Source organism: Leptospiraceae bacterium (assembly GCA_015075105.1).
Classification (GTDB): Bacteria; Spirochaetota; Leptospiria; order Leptospirales; family Leptospiraceae; genus JABWCC01.
Genome location: JABTUZ010000002.1, coordinates 815,365 through 834,631 on the forward strand (window position 1 = coordinate 815,365; position 19,267 = coordinate 834,631).

General features: G+C 34.7%; 20 protein-coding genes and 1 tRNA gene. 10 read left to right on the forward strand and 11 right to left on the reverse strand.

Features of this window, described 5'->3' with window-relative positions:
- Nucleotides 1–42 precede the first annotated feature (42 nt).
- From HS129_13670 to recR, 4 genes are all read left to right on the forward strand, one after another.
- Nucleotides 43–126: transfer RNA gene (locus HS129_13670), tRNA-Ser, on the forward strand.
- A gap of 13 nt (nt 127–139) precedes the next feature.
- Entirely contained in the window at nt 140–1,456 is a 1,317-nt protein-coding gene (gene dnaX / locus HS129_13675) for a DNA polymerase III subunit gamma/tau (protein ID MBE7413083.1), read from the forward strand.
- A gap of 2 nt (nt 1,457–1,458) precedes the next feature.
- Nucleotides 1,459–1,809, forward strand: coding sequence for a YbaB/EbfC family nucleoid-associated protein (locus HS129_13680; GenBank protein ID MBE7413084.1), 351 nt, complete (start codon nt 1,459–1,461; stop codon nt 1,807–1,809).
- The gene (recR, locus tag HS129_13685; protein ID MBE7413085.1) at nt 1,802–2,395 is read left to right on the forward strand and encodes a recombination protein RecR; all 594 of its coding nucleotides are present in this window, start codon (nt 1,802–1,804) and stop codon (nt 2,393–2,395) included. Before HS129_13680 ends, recR begins: the two co-directional genes overlap by 8 nt.
- Here recR and HS129_13690 read toward each other — a convergent pair.
- From HS129_13690 to HS129_13705, 4 genes are all read right to left on the reverse strand, one after another.
- Nucleotides 2,392–3,924, reverse strand: a complete 1,533-nt coding sequence (locus HS129_13690; GenBank protein ID MBE7413086.1) for a hypothetical protein — start codon at nt 3,922–3,924, stop codon at nt 2,392–2,394. The genes recR and HS129_13690 overlap by 4 nt on opposite strands.
- A complete protein-coding gene (locus HS129_13695; protein MBE7413087.1) occupies nt 3,921–4,763 on the reverse strand; it encodes an amino acid ABC transporter substrate-binding protein in 843 nt (280 codons plus the stop codon). Before HS129_13695 ends, HS129_13690 begins: the two co-directional genes overlap by 4 nt.
- Before the next feature lie 102 nt (nt 4,764–4,865).
- Entirely contained in the window at nt 4,866–6,104 is a 1,239-nt protein-coding gene (locus HS129_13700) for an OmpA family protein (protein MBE7413088.1), read from the reverse strand.
- Nucleotides 6,105–6,116: 12 nt separating this feature from the next.
- On the reverse strand, nt 6,117–6,482 hold the full coding sequence (locus HS129_13705; GenBank protein MBE7413089.1) for a response regulator: 366 nt from the start codon (nt 6,480–6,482) through the stop codon (nt 6,117–6,119).
- Between the two features lie 278 nt (nt 6,483–6,760).
- Here HS129_13705 and HS129_13710 point away from each other — a divergent pair, with 278 nt between their 5' ends.
- Both HS129_13710 and HS129_13715 read left to right on the forward strand, forming a co-directional pair.
- Nucleotides 6,761–7,441, forward strand: a complete 681-nt coding sequence (locus HS129_13710; GenBank protein MBE7413090.1) for a nitroreductase — start codon at nt 6,761–6,763, stop codon at nt 7,439–7,441.
- Nucleotides 7,442–7,462: 21 nt separating this feature from the next.
- Nucleotides 7,463–8,719 carry an amidohydrolase family protein gene (locus HS129_13715; protein MBE7413091.1) on the forward strand — a complete coding sequence of 419 codons (1,257 nt, stop codon included), beginning with the start codon at nt 7,463–7,465 and terminating at the stop codon, nt 8,717–8,719.
- Here the strand turns inward: HS129_13715 and recG are convergent.
- The 6 genes from recG to HS129_13745 are packed head-to-tail and all read right to left on the reverse strand — an operon-like array spanning nt 8,716 to nt 14,305.
- Nucleotides 8,716–10,794 carry an ATP-dependent DNA helicase RecG gene (gene recG, locus HS129_13720; protein ID MBE7413092.1) on the reverse strand — a complete coding sequence of 693 codons (2,079 nt, stop codon included), beginning with the start codon at nt 10,792–10,794 and terminating at the stop codon, nt 8,716–8,718. The genes HS129_13715 and recG overlap by 4 nt on opposite strands.
- Nucleotides 10,794–11,162 carry a hypothetical protein gene (locus tag HS129_13725; protein ID MBE7413093.1) on the reverse strand — a complete coding sequence of 123 codons (369 nt, stop codon included), beginning with the start codon at nt 11,160–11,162 and terminating at the stop codon, nt 10,794–10,796. Before HS129_13725 ends, recG begins: the two co-directional genes overlap by 1 nt.
- 1 nt (nt 11,163) lies before the next feature.
- Nucleotides 11,164–11,841: a hypothetical protein gene (locus HS129_13730; GenBank protein MBE7413094.1), complete on the reverse strand. Its 678-nt coding sequence runs from the start codon at nt 11,839–11,841 to the stop codon at nt 11,164–11,166.
- Nucleotides 11,841–12,842, reverse strand: coding sequence for a metallophosphoesterase (locus HS129_13735; GenBank protein MBE7413095.1), 1,002 nt, complete (start codon nt 12,840–12,842; stop codon nt 11,841–11,843). The genes HS129_13730 and HS129_13735 overlap by 1 nt, the downstream gene beginning before the upstream one ends.
- A 6-nt stretch (nt 12,843–12,848) precedes the next feature.
- Nucleotides 12,849–13,547, reverse strand: coding sequence for a hypothetical protein (locus HS129_13740; protein MBE7413096.1), 699 nt, complete (start codon nt 13,545–13,547; stop codon nt 12,849–12,851).
- Nucleotides 13,548–13,558: 11 nt separating this feature from the next.
- Nucleotides 13,559–14,305: a YebC/PmpR family DNA-binding transcriptional regulator gene (locus HS129_13745; GenBank protein ID MBE7413097.1), complete on the reverse strand. Its 747-nt coding sequence runs from the start codon at nt 14,303–14,305 to the stop codon at nt 13,559–13,561.
- Nucleotides 14,306–14,537: 232 nt separating this feature from the next.
- Here HS129_13745 and HS129_13750 point away from each other — a divergent pair, with 232 nt between their 5' ends.
- Both HS129_13750 and HS129_13755 read left to right on the forward strand, forming a co-directional pair.
- Nucleotides 14,538–15,023, forward strand: a complete 486-nt coding sequence (locus tag HS129_13750; protein MBE7413098.1) for a DUF2147 domain-containing protein — start codon at nt 14,538–14,540, stop codon at nt 15,021–15,023.
- Nucleotides 15,024–15,325: 302 nt separating this feature from the next.
- Entirely contained in the window at nt 15,326–16,906 is a 1,581-nt protein-coding gene (locus tag HS129_13755) for a peptide chain release factor 3 (GenBank protein MBE7413099.1), read from the forward strand.
- 16 nt (nt 16,907–16,922) lie between these two features.
- On the opposite strand, the gene sixA is transcribed toward HS129_13755, so the two are convergent.
- Nucleotides 16,923–17,438 carry a phosphohistidine phosphatase SixA gene (gene sixA, locus HS129_13760; protein MBE7413100.1) on the reverse strand — a complete coding sequence of 172 codons (516 nt, stop codon included), beginning with the start codon at nt 17,436–17,438 and terminating at the stop codon, nt 16,923–16,925.
- 84 nt (nt 17,439–17,522) lie between these two features.
- Here sixA and HS129_13765 point away from each other — a divergent pair, with 84 nt between their 5' ends.
- Both HS129_13765 and HS129_13770 read left to right on the forward strand, forming a co-directional pair.
- Nucleotides 17,523–18,443 (forward strand): ABC transporter ATP-binding protein, encoded by a 921-nt coding sequence (locus tag HS129_13765; GenBank protein MBE7413101.1) that lies wholly within the window; start codon nt 17,523–17,525, stop codon nt 18,441–18,443.
- Complete coding sequence (locus tag HS129_13770; protein MBE7413102.1) at nt 18,433–19,266, forward strand: ABC transporter permease; 834 nt, start codon at nt 18,433–18,435, stop codon at nt 19,264–19,266. Before HS129_13765 ends, HS129_13770 begins: the two co-directional genes overlap by 11 nt.
- Nucleotide 19,267 lies beyond the last annotated feature (1 nt).

Sequence of the window (19,267 nt, forward strand, 5' to 3'; positions counted from 1 at the left end):
GTTGACTGTAGTCGGTGAATATTTTTCATTCTAAGCTGGTAGGGAGAAGTGTCAGAGTGGTCTAATGTGCACGCTTGGAAAGCGTGTGTGCCAAAAGCACCCCGGGTTCGAATCCCGGCTTCTCCGATAGAAAAATTCTATGACTGAACCTCACTTAGTATTATCTCGAAAATATCGCCCTCAAAAATTTAGCGAAGTGATTTATCAAGATGTAGCCGTGAATGCACTTCAAAATGCTCTGAAATCAGGGAGAGTCGGGCATGCCTATATATTTTTTGGACCGAGAGGAGTCGGGAAAACTACAATTGCAAGAATCTTGGCAAAAAGGGTTAATTGTGATTCTCCTGTCGATAACGAGCCTTGCAACCAATGTACCTCATGTGTCGAAATCACTAAAGGTATTACAAACGATGTTTTAGAAATAGATGCTGCGAGCCACAGAGGAATTGACTATATTCTCCAACTTCGCGAAAATGTAAAATTTTCTGCAATGGGAGGGAAGTATAAAATCTATATTATAGACGAAGTTCACATGTTGACTGACGTATCTTTTAATGCTCTACTGAAAACTTTGGAAGAGCCTCCACCTCATGTAATATTTATCATGGCCACTACCGAATACCACAAGATTCCTAAAACCATTCTTTCGAGATGTCAGGATTTTGTATTCAAAAAAGTACCATTGGTTCATCTTCAGGCATTTATAGAAAAAATTTGTAAGTTAGAAAATTATGAATATGATTCGGAAGGTATTTTTTGGATTGCAAAAAAGGGAGATGGCTCTGTAAGAGACGCTCTTTCTTTTATGGAGCAAGTCATAACTTATTCTGATTCCAAAATTTTCGGAAAAATTTTGCGAGATCTAATCGGATATCATGGAATTGAAACCCATGAAAAATTTTTGAACAATATTCTAAATAGCGATAATTATGCAGATGCGATCACCACAATTCAAAATCTTTTTCAGGAAGGAGAAGATTTGCAGAAATTTCTTTGGGATTTTCTTGAATTTGTACATATTATCGTTCTCACAAAAGAAAATCTGGGGGATAGAGAAAATATCGATTTTCCTATAGAAGACGTACAAAAGATCAAAGATAAATTTCACCAAATACCAATGGAAGTAGTTATTTTGATTTCTGAAAGAATCTATGGTCTTTTTGAAAAAATTAATTTGCTTAGGCTTAGAAACTCCTATGAAATCAAAATATTTATAGAAATTCAAATACGGAAATTAATTTTTGATTTAGCAAAACCAACTGTATCCGGTGTTGTAGAAAAAATTTCTGAATTGACAAAGCTATTATCGACTGAAGGAGATTTTATTTCCAGTTCGATAACTCAACCCAAAAAAGAAAATCCAAAACCTTCTTCAGTAGAAGATGTTGAATCTCTACTAAAAGAAAAATTTTCAGCAACTGATGTGGATGCAAATAAATTACCAAAATTGGAGTAGATATGAGCGAAGGGAATTTAAAATTTACGGAAATTTTCGCGAAAGTAAGCGAAATGAAAAAGCAAATGGAAGAAGTACAAGGCAGAGTTTCTAAGTTAAGGATTACTTCTACCGCCGGAGCCGGAATGGTAAATGTCACTATAAGTGGAGACGGAGTAATTAAAAACATCGAAATCAACAAAGGCCTATTTGAAGGTGAAGATGTGAAAATGCTGGAAGACTTGATTCTTTCTGCGGTAAATGACGCTTATAAAAAATCTAAGGAAGCAACTGAGCACGAACTAAAATCAATTACAGGCGGTCTTGGGAATCTACCGGATTTTTTAAAACCATTCGGAGGTTTTAATGGTTGATGAGGCATTTCAAAATTTAATTGAAGCCTTTGTATCTCTTCCAGGAATCGGGAAAAAAAGTGCCTATAGAATTGCATTTCATATACTTCGCCAAGATGCTAATGAATTTGACTCGTTCATAAAAAACATTCAAGAAGCAAAAAAAAATCTGAAGTTCTGCACAGTGTGCGGCGCTATATCTCAAAACGAGATATGCTCTATTTGTACTTCTTCAAATCGAAATATAGGTATAGTTTGTGTTGTAGAAGAGCCGGAAGATATTTTCTTTATTGAAAATACGGGTGAGTTTCGGGGGAAATACCATGTATTGAATGGGGCTATTTCACCGTTAGACGGAATAGGACCCGATGAGATTAGAATTAAAGAGTTGTTGAATCGTGTTCAAAATGAAAATTTGAATGAGATTCTAATGGCGACCAATCCTACTTTGGAAGGGGATGCAACTGCGACCTATATCGCAAGTTTACTGAAAAATTCTTCTATAAAAATTACTCGCATAGCTCATGGAGTTGCAGTCGGTAGCAATATCGAATATGCTGATCAATACACTCTGGGAAAAGCAATCCGATCCAGACTAACCCTTTAAAATTTATGCTCTAAGGTAAAAAAGGCCTCATAGATTTTTTTACCATAAGGCGCATCAAATAAAACTTTCAGTCCATCTCCGGCAATAAATACGCCCGATCTAAATAGCAATTGTAAATCTCTAAACATGTTCCATCTAATATTAAAATTGTATTCGTGTCCCATATAGTTACTCGTTTTTTTCCCCGCGTCTAAATTGAATTCACGATTGTTTTCGATTTCGGGAGATTTGCTCGAATAGAGTCTATAATAACCGAACGTTAGTTGCAGAGGACCATAAACCAATATATTAGAAAATGCTCCGTATTCAATTAATCCACTCATGGATTTCCCTGAAAATAAAGCGTAACCTCCAGTGAAGTCGATTCCTATATTGGAGATAGCGAAGCCCGGAGAAAGAGTTCTGTAGCCGTTACCTTTATTTGCAGATAGAACCCCGTCTTTTTCATAACCAGGTCTTCCTGTAGTTCCAATACCAACTAACCCCAATGTGATTTTATCTGTATAATTATAATTCAATTGAAAATCAAAAAGTGCTCCTTTGATTTTGTGCCTGTCGTATTTTTCGTAAACTTCAGTTCCTGAACTGATACGGTAAGGGTTAGAAGTTTTTAGCGTTCCTGTGTTGAATATCCCGTGGATAGAAAAGCTAAGCCGTGTAAATGTAAATTCATTGAACAAGCCGTGCCAGAATAAATTGCCGGTTTCTTTAGCAGGGTCAGTTCGATCCGTATCGTTTAAGAGATACGAGTAAATTTCATTTTTAATATTTCTTACCGGGTTGAGTTTTAATTTTATGAAATAGATATTTGTATTCACATAATTTTTTGTATTGAATCCATTCCCATCCGGGTAGGGGATGCTTCTGTCTCTGGCGCGAATCCAACCTCCTTCAAAAGTTGCATTCTTGTTACGAAGGTCTTTTGTAATTTGAACACCGGCTCCATTGGTGTATAGCACTCTACCTTGTGCAGAAGAAAATAACTGAATTCCTGTCCTGATGTTGAAACTTTGTGAAGGTAGTTTAAAATTAATATATAAAAAGTTTGTCTGGACGTTAGTTCCGGAGGATTGACCCATTTCTCCTCCACTCCCCGGCCCAGTTGTATAAGGATCATTTTTTGTAGGAGAAATTCCCTTCCCTCCAAACGGAATATCCCCTACCTGCATCCCCCAAAGTCCATCTAAATATTTTGATGTGATAAAATTCAAATTTAAGAGGACTCTGGTGTCGTAATATCTGATTGATTCGTCCTGTCTTTGAATTGTGGAGGGCTTTCCTTTTAGTCTTGCATCAACTTCTGTGTTGAAAGCATTTTGAGCATTTACAGACCTTGCATCACTTTCGGCTTGTTTATCATAAATTGGAAGAGTCGAATTTTTTCGATAGAGTAGCATATCTCTTCCCATGTTAAAAGCTCTTGTACGAAAAGAGCCACTAAATTCAAATAGAGTTCTTTGCTCCGAGTCATCAGCTCTAATTGATGAAGAAAGCAATATTAAAAATAAAAAATATTTCAGTTTCTTCAATTTTTCTTAACCCAGCCATTGTTGTTAAAATATTTGGCTTTGAGTTCTTTGATGTTCCCGTTTCTTTTCATTTCTTTAATAAAAAAATTCATACTTTGAGTCAAATACACATCATTCTTTGGAAGTGCAACACTGATATGCTCTTCAGATACAGGGTTTAATAAGGGAAGGTAATTTGCTTTCAGCTCAGGTTTTTTTTGTAATAAAGCCTCAATTAATAAACCGTCAGCCACAAAACAATTTACGTTGTTCCGTAAGAGGGAATCCAAAGACAGGTTGTTTGAAAGATAAGAATACGTTTTTGAATTCTCAAAATTTTTCTTTAAGAAAAAATAACTGGAAGAATCAGACTTTACCGAAAAAGAAATTCCTGATTGAAATTTTAAATCAAGAAGATCCTTAAATGGTTTTACTACTACGATTTGCCCTTCTGGTTCAGGGGGTAAACTTTGTTTATTGACAAGACCGGCAGGAGTAGTGATTAAATACGGATCGGAAAAATTTACTTCTTTTGCTCGAGCTAAATGAGAAGATATACCTGCTACTGCAATATCAACTTTTCCGGACACAATTGCCCTCGCCTGATCTTCAAAGTCTCCAAGAGGAATAATTTTGATATTCACATCTAAAAACTTGGCGTATTTTTTGGCAAAGTCTACATCAAATCCGGGAAACCCTTCATTAGGATCCTCTATATAAAAAGGCTCATAGGTCTTGGCTACAGATACGACTATTTCTTTTTTCTTTAGGATTGAAAAAAGGCGAGTTTCCTGTGAAAATACAGATTCAAAATATACGAATATAAATATAAAAAAAATTATTATTTTTTTATTGTGCATTGTTCTACTCTCAAAAATTTATGACTAGTCTGTGAGTAGGTAGCTTCACAAGTGAGTCATTTTTTCTAAACAAATTATTTCAAAACTACAATGTCAATCTGATTATTTCAGAATCTCAAATTCTGTACGCCTGTTTTTCTTACTGGCAAAGTCATCGTCTGAATTAATCAGAGGAAGGCTCGAGCCTTTTCCTTCCGTAAAAATTCGATTGGAGTCAATTTTTTTCTGAATCATGTACTCTTTTACGGCGATTGCACGGTTTTCGGAAAGAATTTTATTTGCGTCTAAATCTCCTGTAAGGTCTGTATGCCCGGTGATCTTTACCTTTTTGTCCGGGTTTTTTCGTAAAAATTCCACTACCTTGTCTAAGGCAGGCTCTGATTCTGCTAAAATTTTACTCGAGTTTCTCTCAAAATAGATGTTATTTAGGGTGATTTTATTTCTAATTTTCAACATCTCTGAAATGTCTTTTTCAGAGATTTCAGTTCCCTCGTAGATGTCATAACTTTTCCCGGGCTCTTTTCTGCAAAAAATGAAACTATTGTTGGAGTGGTTCTGGATAATATAGGCTTCGTCTCCAACTGTATTAATCTCCGGACCAAGATTTTCTATCGTAATATTATTATCTGAATGGATTTTAGCCCTGTATATATCGTAACCTCCATAACCTTTTTCACGATTGGAAGAAAATAAAATTTCTTTTCCATCGTCTGACACTATAGCAGCGATATTAGAGCTGTCGTCGTTTATAGGAAAAGGAAGAGGTTTTGGCTCGCTCCAATTTCTCCCATCATAAACAGAAGAGTAAATTTTTGCTTTTTGAAGCTCACCAAAAGGGTACCTTGTAAAGTACAATGTGTTTCCTGATAGAAAAGGATTTTCTTCAATAGCAGAAGTATTGATTCTACCAGAAAGGGATTTTGGTTCAGTCCAAACATTATTTTTGAAATCAGAAAAATAAATATCTCTGGATACTCCAATTTTTCCATTTGGAAAAATGAATTCTTTGGATCCATCTCGATTAGAAGAAAACAAAATACTTTTAGAACTTTTATTCTCAAAAATAAAAGGGCTCCCATCGTCATAAGGGGAATTTAACTCTTCAAGAGGCATCGGAATAGACCACTTGTTTTCTTTTCGGATAGCCTTATACAAATCTGTGTAATTGGCACCTTTTCTTTTTGAATAAAAATACAATTCAAGCCCGTCTTTGGAAATAGATGGACCAAACTCCTGAAACTCTGTATTGATATTTCCAGAGATAGGCTCTACTTTAAATATAGGTTGAGCTGAAATTGGAAATATGAATAAACACAATAGAATTAGTATGAATTTTTTCATAATCGAATTTATTTAAGTAGAAAGAATAGATTTTACAACTTCAAGTATTTTTTTTGGTGAAAAAGGTTTTGTTATAAATTCATTCCCACCAACTTCTATAGCTTTTTCTCTGTCAGAGGATTGTCCTTTTGCAGTTAAGAAAACAATGGGTGTTGATTCAAACTCTTTGATATTGCGAATTTCTCTCGTGGCTTCAAATCCGTCTTTTACGGGCATCATTATATCCATAAAAATTAAATCAGGTTTTATTTCGATAGTTTTGGCAACTCCTATCGCTCCATTTCTTGCAACTTCAACTTGAAATCCTTCGCTGACTAAAATATCTGTGAGTATTCTGGAAATTTGAGGTTGGTCATCTACGATCAGAATTTTCTTCACTTTATCCCCTAAAAAGCATATAAAATATATAGAAAATATTATTCAGTAAACGTAAACATATTTTAGATATTTATGACGCTACTGCAAAAACCCATTTCAGGGCTTTTTACAACGCTAGAAAATGGCACTTTTATTGGCTTTTTGAACAATTGCTTTTTCAAAAACAGTTTTTTGCAGGTACGCCATTTATAAAAGGAATCTAAATATTTATTGCTTAACCGGTATAAGATATTATTCTCAGTAAACAATAAATTAAGTTCAGGTCAAAGGGAATTTCCATGCAGAATGAAAAGTTTGAAGCAGTCCAAAAGGTTATAAACTCCAGAATTAGCTGTAGAGGTTTTCTTGATAAACCTGTCTCAGAAGAAATTCTGAAAGAAATTGTAGAGCTTTCTGAAAGGTCTCCTACTTGGAAAAATGCACAGAGCTATGAACTCATCGCTGTAAGCGGGAACTTAAAAAATACGATTTGTGAAGAGCTTATCGAAAAAGCAAAAACAGGGGCTTTACCAAATTCTGATTTTCCGTACGAGACAAACTATCCTTCTAAAATTAAAAAAAGAATCATGGAGCTCGCAATGGAATTTTATGGTCATCTAAAAATTGAAAGAAAAGATAAACCAAAAAGAGAAATCCAAATGCTTAAAAATTTTTCTGGGTTTGGGTCGCCTACGATTGTATTTTGCTTAATTCCTTCTAGTTTAAGAGAATGGGCAATTTTAGATTTAGGAATTTTTCTCGGTCATGTAGTTATTGCAGCAGAATCAAAAGGTCTTTCAACTTGTTTGCAGGCAGCTTTAGTATCGTATCCCGATATTATACGGAAATATTTGAATATCGGGATAGACAAATCTATTGCAGTTGGTTTTTCAATAGGGTACAAAGACGACTCAGAATTAGCAAATTCATTCTATTCAAAAAGAGTACCGATTGATGAAATCCTTCGGTTTGCAAGATGATTTTATATAAATGGAAAAAAAATGGATATTGATATAGAAAAAATTTCAGGTAGGATCGTAACACACGAAAAAGATTTTTTTGGAACTATTTTTTTTAGCAATAAGATAGGTCTTATTCAAGATGTGGTTTCGGCTGAGTCTGAAAGTTTACAGAGAAGTTATTCACTTACCGATTGTGTGATTTTTCCCGGATTTGGGGATATCCACATTCACGCAAGAGAGGACGAGTCACAAAAACAAATCTATAAAGAAGATTTTCAAAGCGTTTCGCATGCAGCCCTAAACGGTGGAGTAGTCCATATAGCTGATATGCCAAATAACCCAATACCACCTATTGACGATGATAGTTACAAAAAAAAAGACAGCCTTGCACAAAAAAAATCACCGATTTTGATTACTCTATACGCTGGGATTGGACCTAACACTAAACCACTTTCCAGAAAAGTTCCCTATAAAGTTTTTATGGGCCCTTCGATTGGCGAATTGTATTTTAAGACAAACGAAGAGCTTGAGGACGTTATGCGCCACTATAGAGGAGAAAATGTTAGCTTCCACTGTGAAGACCCTATTATTTTAGAAAACCATAAGGGTGAAAAATTGCACGAAGATAGAAGACCTCCATTAGCAGAAATAACTGCAACTGAGTTTGCTATTTACTTAATTGAAAAATACGATCTAAAAGGAAAACTCTGCCATTACTCTACAAAAGAAGGATTAAAAAAAATTATCGAAGCAAAAAAAAGACACTTATCTGTCACTTGTGAGGTTACGCCCACCCATTTGTTTTTTGACAGATCTATGATTACAAGTGAGAATTTTTTTTGGTTTCAGATGAATCCCCCTTTAAGAGAAAAAGAAGACAAAGAGGCTTTACTAAATTCTCTGATTCAAGGTGATATAGACTACCTTGCTACAGATCATGCTCCTCACACAATTGAAGAAAAGAAAAAAGGAATTAGTGGGATTTCTCAATTAGACACGTATTCGCTATTCGTAACTTGGCTCATCAACGAAAAAAAAGTACCCTTAAAAAGAATAGCAGAGGTCTGTGCTAAAAATCCGGGAGATTTTGTAAATGGATTTTTACCAGAAAAATACGGTAAAGGATTTGGTAGAATTGAAAAAGGATATTCTGCGAGTTTCACAATTTTAAATTTACGAGAAAAAACTATATTTCAAAAAGAAATGATAAAAAGCAAAAGCGGCTGGTCTCCTTATGAAGGGTTTTCATTTCCAGGAAAATTAGAAGCGGTATATTTCCACGGAAGAAAAGTTTAATTTGGAAACAAAATTCTGCCTTCACTAAATCTTGTCCTAATTTCATATTTTTCTAAATCGCTGATCTTCCCAGATTTCTCTGCATCTTCTCTTGCCTCAATCGCAATAGATTCATCTTTTTGTAAGTCTGCAATTTTAAAATCGGGAAGCCCACTCTGACGAAGCCCTAGTAATTCCCCCGGCCCACGTATTTTTAAATCTGTTTCTGCAAGAGAAAACCCGTCCTCTGTAGAAACTATTGCATCCAATCTCATGTTAGCGTCTTCACTAACCTTATTTGGAGTGATCAATATACAAAAACTTTCCTTATCTCCCCTTCCCACTCTCCCTCTAAGCTGGTGAAGCTGTGAAATTCCAAACCGGTCTGCATTTTCGACTATAAGCATTGTTGCATTTGGAATATCTATACCTACTTCTATTACTGTTGTTGTTACTAAAATATGGATTTCATTTTTTTTAAACTTCTCCATGACTAAGTTTTTCTCTTCAGATTTCATTTTTCCGTGAAGTAGTCCTACAGAATATTCTTTGAAAATAGTTTTGCGTAGCTCTTCATAAGCGTCGATGCAAGACTGTAGGTCTAATTTTTCTGATTCTTCTATTAAAGGATAAACGATAAAGCACTGTCTTTTCTCGTTTAAATATTTTTTTATAGAATTGTAAACTGAGGCTCTTTTTTCTTCCCGAACCCATTTAGTTGTAATTGGTTTTCTACCGATTGGTTTATTTTTAATTAAAACTAATTTTAAGTCCCCGTAAATTGTAAGAGTTAGAGATCTCGGAATTGGAGTCGCAGTCATTGCTATGATGTCGGGATTTTTTCCTTTTGCTCGAATAGATTCTCTTTGCTCTACTCCAAACTTATGTTGCTCATCAATTATGACTAAGCCAAGGTCTTTAAACTCTACATCGTCTTGAAAAAGTGTATGAGTTCCAACAACCATAGAAATCCCACCGGTTTTTAAATCGTGCAATTTTTCTTTTCTTGTTTTTTCTTTTTCTTTACCTACCAATAACTCAATTCCCAAAAATGGAAAGTTACCGAGTAAGTTCAAAATAGATAGGTAGTGTTGCCTCGCTAAAATCTCAGTAGGTGCAACAAAACATACTTGAATAGAATTTTCAATATAGTGTAGGGCAATTAAAAGTGCAGTGATAGTTTTTCCTGAGCCTACATCTCCTTGGAGTAAAACAGCCATAGGCTTTTCTACTTTTGCAAGGTCTAAGATTTGACTGACTGCACCTTCTTGGTCTTCTGTTAATTTGAAAGGTAGATTTCTTTTTAGCTTATCTGCTGTAGATGAGTTTGGAAGAGGCCATAAAATTCTTTTTATTTCATTTCTTTTTTCTTGTTTAAATAACATAAGCAAGTGAAAAAAATAAAACTCTTCGTAAATAAACCTTCTTCTTGCTTCCTGCAAAGACTCATCACTTGAAGGAAAATGGATTTCAGTAAAAGATTTTTTTCTGTCATACATTTTTCTTTTCTTTAAAATCTCTTTTGGCAGAATTTCTTCTACAGAAATAGAACTACTCTCCATAAAAATAATTACTTGCTTGATTAGTCTTCTAAACCCTCTGGAGTCTAATCCATCGGATTTCAGAGTTTCTGTGGAATGATAAAGTGGAATAATTCTTCCTGAATGAAGTAAGTCCTCAGGGTCATCAGAAGAAACTATTTCAATTTCAGGGTGAACGATTTGTAAACCTCTAAAATAGTCGAGCTTTCCTGATACTGCTACAACCATTCCTTCTTTGAATAAATTTTTGTAATAGGGGAGACCTTTGAAAAATATCAGTGAAATTCTTTCGTTTCTGGAAGTTACAACACCTACAACAAGTCTGGATTTTTTCCCGTGTGCAAGATAGAAATCTTGTACGGTTACAAGTAGTGTTACGTTAGTTGCCGTCGTAAGCACTACAGAAGAAGTTAAGTTTCTGTCAAGATAACGTCTTGGAAAATAATAGAGTAGATCAGAAAAATTTTCTATATTTATAGACTTTAGCGATTCTTTTTTTTTGGGACCCACACCTTTCAACAACTCAACAGAATCTGTTAAAGAAAATTCTTTCATTAGAAATCTAAATTTTCCTCATGTGTTTCTGAATTTTCTTCTTCAAATAAACCAAGGTAGCAATACCTACATCCATAAATATGAACTTGTTTTTTTCCGTTGGATTGAATTTCTTTACTCATGGCTGCATACAAAAATTCTGTTTTCTTTAGAGCCTTACCGCAACAAGGACAAATTCTTGGGCGTTGGACTTCCGGGTTCCAGTTCTTGCCATATACATGTCTTGGGTCTATTCCATCAAAGTCTTCTTCTTTTTTTTCTCTAATCTTTTGTATTTTGTCAAGTTTAGATTTTTCATAAGTAGAAAGCAAATACAAGAAAAGTCCACCTGTTCCTACGATTGCACAAAGTGTTAGAAATGTTACCATTTTATGTGTTTAAGTAGGAGCTAATTTTTTTTGCCATAGATTCAGGAACTTTAAAACCTTCGTCTTGCAATCTTTCTACATATTTTTTGAAAGAGTAAGAATGTTGAGAAGAGTGGATTAGACCGTAAAAACAATCGGCAAGAGAAGTTTCAATCGAAATGCAAAGCTCTTCATTTGCACTTAAGCGATTTTCGTATTTACGTAAAAGTTTTCTATTCACACTTCTGCAAATAGATCTATAAAAACCAAATTTTACTAAATGAATCGAGTTTTGGTTTCCAGTCTCTAAATCATAGTCCAATTGATTTAAGTTTATACAATCTACGATTTGAACAGGATAAGAGTGGCTTGTATATTCATAGACTAATGTATTAATAAGTAGATTTTTATACAAATTTAACCGCGAACAATTTTCAGGGTCGCACTCTCCGAGACGGTTGTTGTCGCACCTCATATAGATCACAACATCTGTGTCAGAGTGCTCTCTTGCTTGTCCGAAATTTACAGATCCCATCAAATCAAACGCTACCTCGTCTCCCGATTTACTGATCATTTCTGAAAATTTTTTAAAATCCCTTGTCCTTTGTCTGGACACAGTTGTTTCGTGAGACCTGAAAAATCGCTTCAGCCCATTGAATTCTTTTATAATCGGGTGGTTTCTGAATCTTTTTAGTCCCATTATTTCCTTATAAAATTTTCCGGTGGTACTTCCGAATTTTCCATAACAAAAGCTGCCTTTAGCTCATCACCTGTGCAATCTACTTCAATCAAAGTTACCGCTTTATTTGACACTAAACGATTTAGTTTTATACTCTGAACTTGGCGATTTTCTAAAATAATTTCAGAAAAAAATCCACCTTCTTGGTATCCGTAGATCGAATCTACCCCCCCGAAATTAGAAGGATTCAAAAAAATAGACTTATTCTTTTTCAAAACCCCTTGGTCTTCGTGGACATGCCCGGATAAAACCAATAAAGGGGAATGCTCGTCTAAATATCTGCGAATTCCTTGTGATCCGATATGACCAAATCCTGGGATAGTATCTAAATATCCGTAAGCCGGGTTGTGTATCACCACTACATCGGGCAATTCTTCCATAAAAAATTCTTCAGGCTCGCTATAATTTGACCCATTTCTATTGTATTCATGAAACTTAACCGCTAGTTTTTCCGGTATTCCTGATGTTGTAATCGGTGCTCCTCCGTAACCGGCGAATTTTATATCTTCAAATTCAAAAGTTTTTCTGTGCAGGTCTCTTTCAAATAGAGCCGTATATTGTAAGTCTATGTCGTAATTCCCAGGCAAAAGCCAAGTAGGAGACTTGGCGTATTTGTTTAGGAGTTTTTCTATGATTTCATATTTCTCTTTCATAGTCTTTGCAGCAAGATTAAAAAGAACTCTGTACTCTACAGATTTATTATAAACTTTTTCAGAATATTTTTCCGGAAAGCGAATCACCCTTGTAGCAAAATCATAAGCAGTAAGATCAGACTGAGTTTCTTTTAGAATTATAGAAAGCTCTTCCTGGGATGAGCAAAACTCTATAATTTTTTCGGGATTAAAAAAAGCTTTATAAATAATATCCCCGGAAAGTAAATATAGATCGGGAGATGTTTCTAATAGAATTTGTTTTAAATTCTGAAGTCCATCGTGTATATCTGTGATATATACGATTTTCATAATCGCTTAACGCCTCCAAAGCAATTTTAAAGAATCGCTTCCCTCGTCAATTTCATCCAATCGGATAAACTCAGGACCAAAAAAATCCAATAGCGCTCTAAGAATTGTGCTGGAACGAACATAGAAAAAAATTTCTCCCTTATAGGGATATATTCTGGAAATAGAAATTTTTCCTGCAATAGATGGAATTTTTTCTAAAAAATAATTAATATTGAATTTGATCTCATTGTTTAGCCTTGTAGAAGATAGAACCTCAGGAATCACTTCCACAATAGATTCCAATATCATTCTACGATGGAAAAAATCAAATCTGGAAAGAAGTCTGATCAAATCAAATTTTTTCTTTTTATGATTTTCAAGACGAAAACTTACTACTTTAAATCGAATGATATTATTTTTTACCCAAACAGGATCTAAAATAGCATAAAAATTCAGGGCAGATACCCTCCAAAGTCTGGCAAGCGGGTAATGAAGTACGCTATAGTATCCTTCTAAATTCAATTTTCCATTTTCAGAATCGAATGTGAGCTTTTTTAAATTATCTGTCTTTTCTACAACTTCGGTTTGAATTACTTTATTCAGAGAGTTCAGATTAAGAGTGACCCTATAGTTATCTTTTTCTAAGTGGTGGGTTGGGATTTTTTTTAAAAATAAATCAAAAGGATTTATACTGAAAAAATCTGGTAATTTTTCAGGGAAAAGCATGGCGAAAAAAATTACATTTCCTTTGCCAGATCCGGGTGAAGATCAAAATTAGAATGTACCCCTTGAACGTCATCTTGGGTTTCAAAGGACTCTATGATTTTCATAACCTTTTCTGCGTTGATCTTATCTGATACTTCTACGGTCACACTTGGAATATATCGAATTTCAGATTCCTCTACCTGTATTCCGGCAGTGTTGATTGCAATTTGTACTTTTTCATAACTCTCAGGTGTAGTAGTTACCTGAAAATGATCCTCTACCAACACTACATCGTCAGCGCCTGCTTCTACTGCGAGATCTACAAGAGTGTCTTCTTTTGTAGAGTTACTTGGAATGCTTATAAACCCTTTTCTTTCAAATAGCCTACTTACACTTCCCGGATTTCCTAGTGAGCCACCTGATTTTGTTAAAATATTTTTGATTTCGGGGGTTGTTCTGGACTTTTTATCGGTTAATACCTCTACCATAATTGCGATCCCTCCCGGTGCATAGCACTCATAGACACATTCTTCGTACACAACGCCTTCCAACTCTCCAGCACCTTTTTTGATTGCTCTCTCAATATTGTCTTTTGGCATATTTTGAGATTTTGCTTTTAGAATAGCAAGCCTTAATCTTGGATTTGAATCCGGGTCAGAGCCACCCATTTTTGCGGCTACTGAAAGCTCTTTTGCAAATCTTGTAAAAATTGCCCCTCTTTTGGAATCAATTGCTTCTTTTTTTCTTTTAATAGTTGCCCATTTGGAATGTCCTGACACTTTAAATTCTCCCGTAGTGAAATACTTTTTCCTTAAAATCCTTGTTTTCGCAAGAATTTTTCAAATTACAATCTATAATTATTCTGGAATATGTCTAAAAAACTAAAAAAAATACGAAAATACGAAATAAAAAAATTTAAAAAATACTATTTAGCTTGAAGAAAAAAAAACAACGGCATAAATGTGGTCTTTACGTGCAATGTATTGCAAAAAAGTAGTCAAGGAGAACAAAATGAAAAAGTATTTGGTAATAGCTATTATGGGAATTTCCCTAATATTAACGATTCCTGTATTTGCTGATGATGCAGATGCGGTTATTGGAAAGTGGAGCACAGAAGGTGCAGAGGCAACTGTAGAAATGTATAAGTGTGGTAGTGCTTACTGTGGAAAAATAATCGGGCTAAAAGCTCCTAATTATACCGCAGACTCTGAAGCTGTAAAAAACGGTAAAGCAAAAGCAGGCGAGCCTAAAAGAGATACAGAAAATCCTGATCCTTCTCAGCACTCTAAGCCGATTATCGGGATGAATCTTGCAAAAAACTTCAAGTGGAATGCAGATGATAAAGAATGGCAAGGTGGAGAAATATACAAAGCAAGTAACGGAAAAACCTATGCAGGTTACATGAAACTTGAAAGCCCAACCAGACTACTCGTAAAAGGTCACTTAAAGATTAGCAAATGGATTGGAGCAAAACAATACTGGACAAAGGTAAATTAATTTCCCTAAGTACAAAAAAAGCCGGTATATTTCCGGCTTTTTTCACCCTATCTGAATATTTCAAAAATAAACCACTGAAACGAAACTATTTACGAGGACTTCAAAAATTAAATCCCTTAGAGCTTTTTCGATAGTGTCATTCACTATCAATACAAAACCCGTTTTATGGTTTTTGCAGTAGTGTCATAAAAATTCATTTTTTAAATAAGCGTGTCCAAAACTTTAGTAAAATTATCATCGTAAGAAGAGTGAAACTATATTTTCAAATTTTGTGGGAGTTGGGAGTATCCTAATTTATAACAATGAGCCTAAGTATTCAAGAAGAAACTAATAGAAGAAGAACCTTTGCAATTATTGCTCACCCTGACGCAGGAAAAACAACTCTAACAGAAAAGTTACTTCTTTATGGAGGAGCAATTCAGTTAGCCGGCGCAGTGAAGGCACGCAAAGACAGAAAATCGGCTACATCTGACTGGATGGCTATGGAAAAAGAAAGAGGGATTTCCATTACATCAGCCGCGCTTCAATTTGAATATAAAGGCTATGTTTTGAATCTCTTAGATACTCCCGGACACGAAGATTTTTCAGAAGATACCTACAGAACTCTTATGGCAGCAGATACGGCGGTTATGGTAATCGATGCTGCAAAGGGAGTCGAGCCGCAGACAAGAAAACTTTTCAAGGTTTGTAGAGACAGGGGAATCCCAATTATTACTTTTATAAACAAGATGGACAGACCTACCAAAAATTTATTTTCTCTTTTAGATGAAATCGAAGAAGTATTAGGAATCACAGCAGTTCCTTTTGTTTGGCCGGTTGGAACAGGTGTTGATTTTAAAGGAGTGTTTGACCGATCATTAAAAACTATTCACTTATTCGAGAAAACTTCCGGTGGAATACAAAAAGCACCCGTTCAAGTTTCCGGGATAAACGACACTCATCTTGAAAGTCAAATAGACCCTGATATTTTAAAGCAATGCAGAGATGAAATTGATCTTGTTGAGAACGGGATCGAAGCGTTTGAGATGAAAAATTTTCTTAATGGAAAAATCTCACCTGTATTTTTTGGCTCTGCGGTAAATAACTTTGGGATCGAAATTTTCCTGAATCATTTTTTAAACTTAGCGCCATCACCATACCATATTCCTTTAATAGACGGCTCCTTCTTAGACCCTGCGAATTCTTCTTTTAGCGGTTTCATTTTCAAGGTTCAAGCAAATATGAATCGTGCACATAGAGATAGAATTGCATTTGTTAGAATTTGTTCCGGAAAATTTGAAAGAGGTCTTACTGTAAACCACGACAGATTGGAAAAACAAGTTAAGTTGTCTTCTTCTTTTGCATTTTTTGGACAAGACAGAAATACTATTGATGAAGCGTTCCCCGGTGATATAATAGGGCTAATCAATCCGGGAACATTCCGAATAGGTGATGTATTATTTTCTGGAAAAAATCCGGGGCTTAGGCCACTTCCTGTATTTGCACCGGAGCTTTTTGCAACTATATCTTCTCCTGAAAGTGCTTCACTAAAAGGTTTTAAAAAAGGTATAGAGCAATTATCGGAAGAGGGTATTTTGCACTCGTTTACTTCTCGTACTATTGGAGCCGGTAGTCCGATTATCGGCGCTCTCGGCAGGTTGCAATTTGAGGTGTTCCAAAGAAGATTACAAGATGAATACAATGTAAACACAAATATTACTATGTTGCCATATTCTTTTTCAAGATGGATCCGACAAGATGAAATTCACCTTGTCCCAAAGTCTGCCAATCAAGTAACAGACAAAGAAGGAAGGACTGCGCTTTTGTTTGAATCGGAGTGGGATATGAATTATTTTCAAAAGAATAATCCTGAGTTAAAATTATTGGATGCTCCTATAGAATAAAAATCATGAACTTATTTTAAAATGAATTCGTCGGCTCGTTTAGAATATAGTCCGGAGAAAGAATCCAGATAATTTGCCCTTTGATAAAATTTTCTTTTGCTATGTTCATAGCGACTGAAGTACCCGGGCTAAATGCAAAAGCTGGAAAACAAGAAGAAGAGCAGCTACCAGTACCGATTAATTTTGAACAGAAGTAACTAACGTCCGGGCTATGCCCTACAATAAGCACTGTATCGGAATTTGAAAAATGATTTAAGTCATTACAAATTTCCCCATAATCCTCTGAAGGGAGTAATTTATCACTTGGTTGGATTTGTGTAACCCCAAATTCATTTGCAAAAATCTCTGCGGTCATTTCTGTTCTTTTGTATGGGCTATAAAAAATATAATTTATTTTTAAGGGAGTTTTCTTGATAAATTCAGCCATCTTTTTTATATCATGGACTCCTTTTTCAGTTAAAACTCTATCTTTATCGCGACCGGTTGGAGAATCTTTTTCTGCCTCTCCATGCCTTACAATGATCATCTTCATACTATTTAGACATGTTCTAAAAATTAAAAATTTTTTCACTATTAAAAATAGACTATTTTTATAAATTTGTAATAGGAACTGGATATGACTCAATTTGCAATAGAAACTAAAGATATTAAAAAAAATTATGAAAATGTAGCTGCTTTGAAAGGGATAGACCTAAAAATTCCACAAAGAGAAATTTTTGGGTTTTTAGGTCCGAATGGAGCCGGCAAAACTACTCTAATCAAATCTATTCTTGGTTTTACAAAACCCGACTTTGGAACTATTCGAATTTTTGGTGAAGAAATTTCAGTAAAACTAAAAAAAAGAATTGGTTATCTTCCAGAAAAAGTAAGCATTCATCCATTTCTATCTGCAATAGAATTTTTAAGGCTTTGTGGTAATTTGTATGAAATGGATCCTAAAACAATTGAATCTCGTTCAAATACTATGTTGGAAAAAGTAGGGCTAAGCGATAAAAAAAATATAAAGGTTGGAACTTTTTCAAAAGGAATGATGCAAAGGCTTGGTTTTGCACAAGCACTTTTGCACGAACCGGAATTGCTTTTATTGGATGAGCCGGGCAGTGGTCTGGACCCGATTGGTATGAAAGAAATGAGAGAATTGATTCAATCAGAAAAAATCGAAAGAAATGTAACTGTATTCATCAACACTCACAGGTTGTCTGAAATTGAAAAATTCTGTGATAGGGTGGCAATTCTCAATTTTGGAAAATTAGTAGCGAGTGGCTCTGTTACCGATTTGACAACAAATAAAAATCAAATCGAGCTTGTTTTGGAAGAAGAAAAGCCTTCCGTAGAAAATTATTTAAAAGAAATATCAACAGAAATTACCATAGAGAAAAATTTTTATCGGTTTATTCCAAAGCCTGAATTAGAAATTATTTCAATTCCTAAGTCTATCGTAGAAAAAGGCGGGAATATTTTGAGATACGAAAAATTAAGCGAAAATTTAGAAGAAATATTTATTCGTTTAACAGGAGAGAAAAAAAATGCTGAATAATTTTTCGATTTCTATTAGAGGGATTTTTACGATCTCAGTTTTAACTCTTAAAGAAGCGCTTAGAAAAAAATTTGTATTAGTGATAATATTTACTTCAGGAATTTTTTTGCTATTGAATTTTCTTTGCGAACCTTCGTCGATAAAAGTAAACTCCAATGGAGAGGAAAAGAATGTTTCTTCTATCGGTTCTTACATAGTCTTTATACTAATTTCTTTTTGGAGTATGGCGATTTCAGGACTAATGACTGCTGGTCTTATTTCTGATGAACTTGAAAACAAAAATTATATAATGGTTTTATCTAAGCCTGTATCTCGACTAACGTATCTTCTTGGAAAATTTTTCGGAGTATTTTTTTTAGTGTTGTGCAATGCAGTAATTTTTCTTATCATTCAAAATGTATTAACTATTGCAAAGTCAGGGAAGTTTGAAATAAATCTCTGGCTAAGCCTATTCATAATGCTTTTAGATTTTGTGCTTTTGATTAGCATCGTGATGTTTCTTACAATCCAAGTGAATAAAATTGCAGGAATATTTTTGTCTCTTGCACTCGTGGTCATTACTACACTTATCAATATCCCTATTTATGATTCATCCATTAGTCAATCGCTTGAGCTTGCACCTACTAAAAAAGCAATCTTAGAAATTTTGTATTGGGTTTTACCTCAGTTTGGAACTGTTTTTTTCCAAGCCAGCACACACGTTGCAAAATCAGTTACTCAGACTCACTACCTTGGCTACTATTCCATGATTCAAGTGTCAGTTTGGATTTTCATTGTTTGGGTATTTCTATCAGTACTTTTTGAAAAGAAAGAATTAGATTAAG

Excerpts from the sequence above, each read along its gene's own strand:
- HS129_13730 (MBE7413094.1), bottom strand. The coding sequence starts at position 11,841 with ATGGGACTAAAAAGATTCAGAAACCACCCGATTATAAAAGAATTCAAT.
- HS129_13725 (MBE7413093.1), bottom strand. The coding sequence starts at position 11,162 with ATGGTAACATTTCTAACACTTTGTGCAATCGTAGGAACAGGTGGACTT.
- HS129_13750 (MBE7413098.1), top strand. The coding sequence starts at position 14,538 with ATGAAAAAGTATTTGGTAATAGCTATTATGGGAATTTCCCTAATATTA.
- HS129_13740 (MBE7413096.1), bottom strand. The coding sequence starts at position 13,547 with ATGCTTTTCCCTGAAAAATTACCAGATTTTTTCAGTATAAATCCTTTT.
- HS129_13700 (MBE7413088.1), bottom strand. The coding sequence starts at position 6,104 with ATGAAAAAATTCATACTAATTCTATTGTGTTTATTCATATTTCCAATT.
- HS129_13695 (MBE7413087.1), bottom strand. The coding sequence starts at position 4,763 with ATGCACAATAAAAAAATAATAATTTTTTTTATATTTATATTCGTATAT.
- HS129_13710 (MBE7413090.1), top strand. The coding sequence starts at position 6,761 with ATGCAGAATGAAAAGTTTGAAGCAGTCCAAAAGGTTATAAACTCCAGA.
- HS129_13680 (MBE7413084.1), top strand. The coding sequence starts at position 1,459 with ATGAGCGAAGGGAATTTAAAATTTACGGAAATTTTCGCGAAAGTAAGC.
- recG (MBE7413092.1), bottom strand. The coding sequence starts at position 10,794 with ATGAAAGAATTTTCTTTAACAGATTCTGTTGAGTTGTTGAAAGGTGTG.
- HS129_13715 (MBE7413091.1), top strand. The coding sequence starts at position 7,463 with ATGGATATTGATATAGAAAAAATTTCAGGTAGGATCGTAACACACGAA.
- HS129_13765 (MBE7413101.1), top strand. The coding sequence starts at position 17,523 with ATGACTCAATTTGCAATAGAAACTAAAGATATTAAAAAAAATTATGAA.
- recR (MBE7413085.1), top strand. The coding sequence starts at position 1,802 with ATGGTTGATGAGGCATTTCAAAATTTAATTGAAGCCTTTGTATCTCTT.
- sixA (MBE7413100.1), bottom strand. The coding sequence starts at position 17,438 with ATGAAGATGATCATTGTAAGGCATGGAGAGGCAGAAAAAGATTCTCCA.
- HS129_13770 (MBE7413102.1), top strand. The coding sequence starts at position 18,433 with ATGCTGAATAATTTTTCGATTTCTATTAGAGGGATTTTTACGATCTCA.
- dnaX (MBE7413083.1), top strand. The coding sequence starts at position 140 with ATGACTGAACCTCACTTAGTATTATCTCGAAAATATCGCCCTCAAAAA.
- HS129_13735 (MBE7413095.1), bottom strand. The coding sequence starts at position 12,842 with ATGAAAATCGTATATATCACAGATATACACGATGGACTTCAGAATTTA.
- HS129_13755 (MBE7413099.1), top strand. The coding sequence starts at position 15,326 with ATGAGCCTAAGTATTCAAGAAGAAACTAATAGAAGAAGAACCTTTGCA.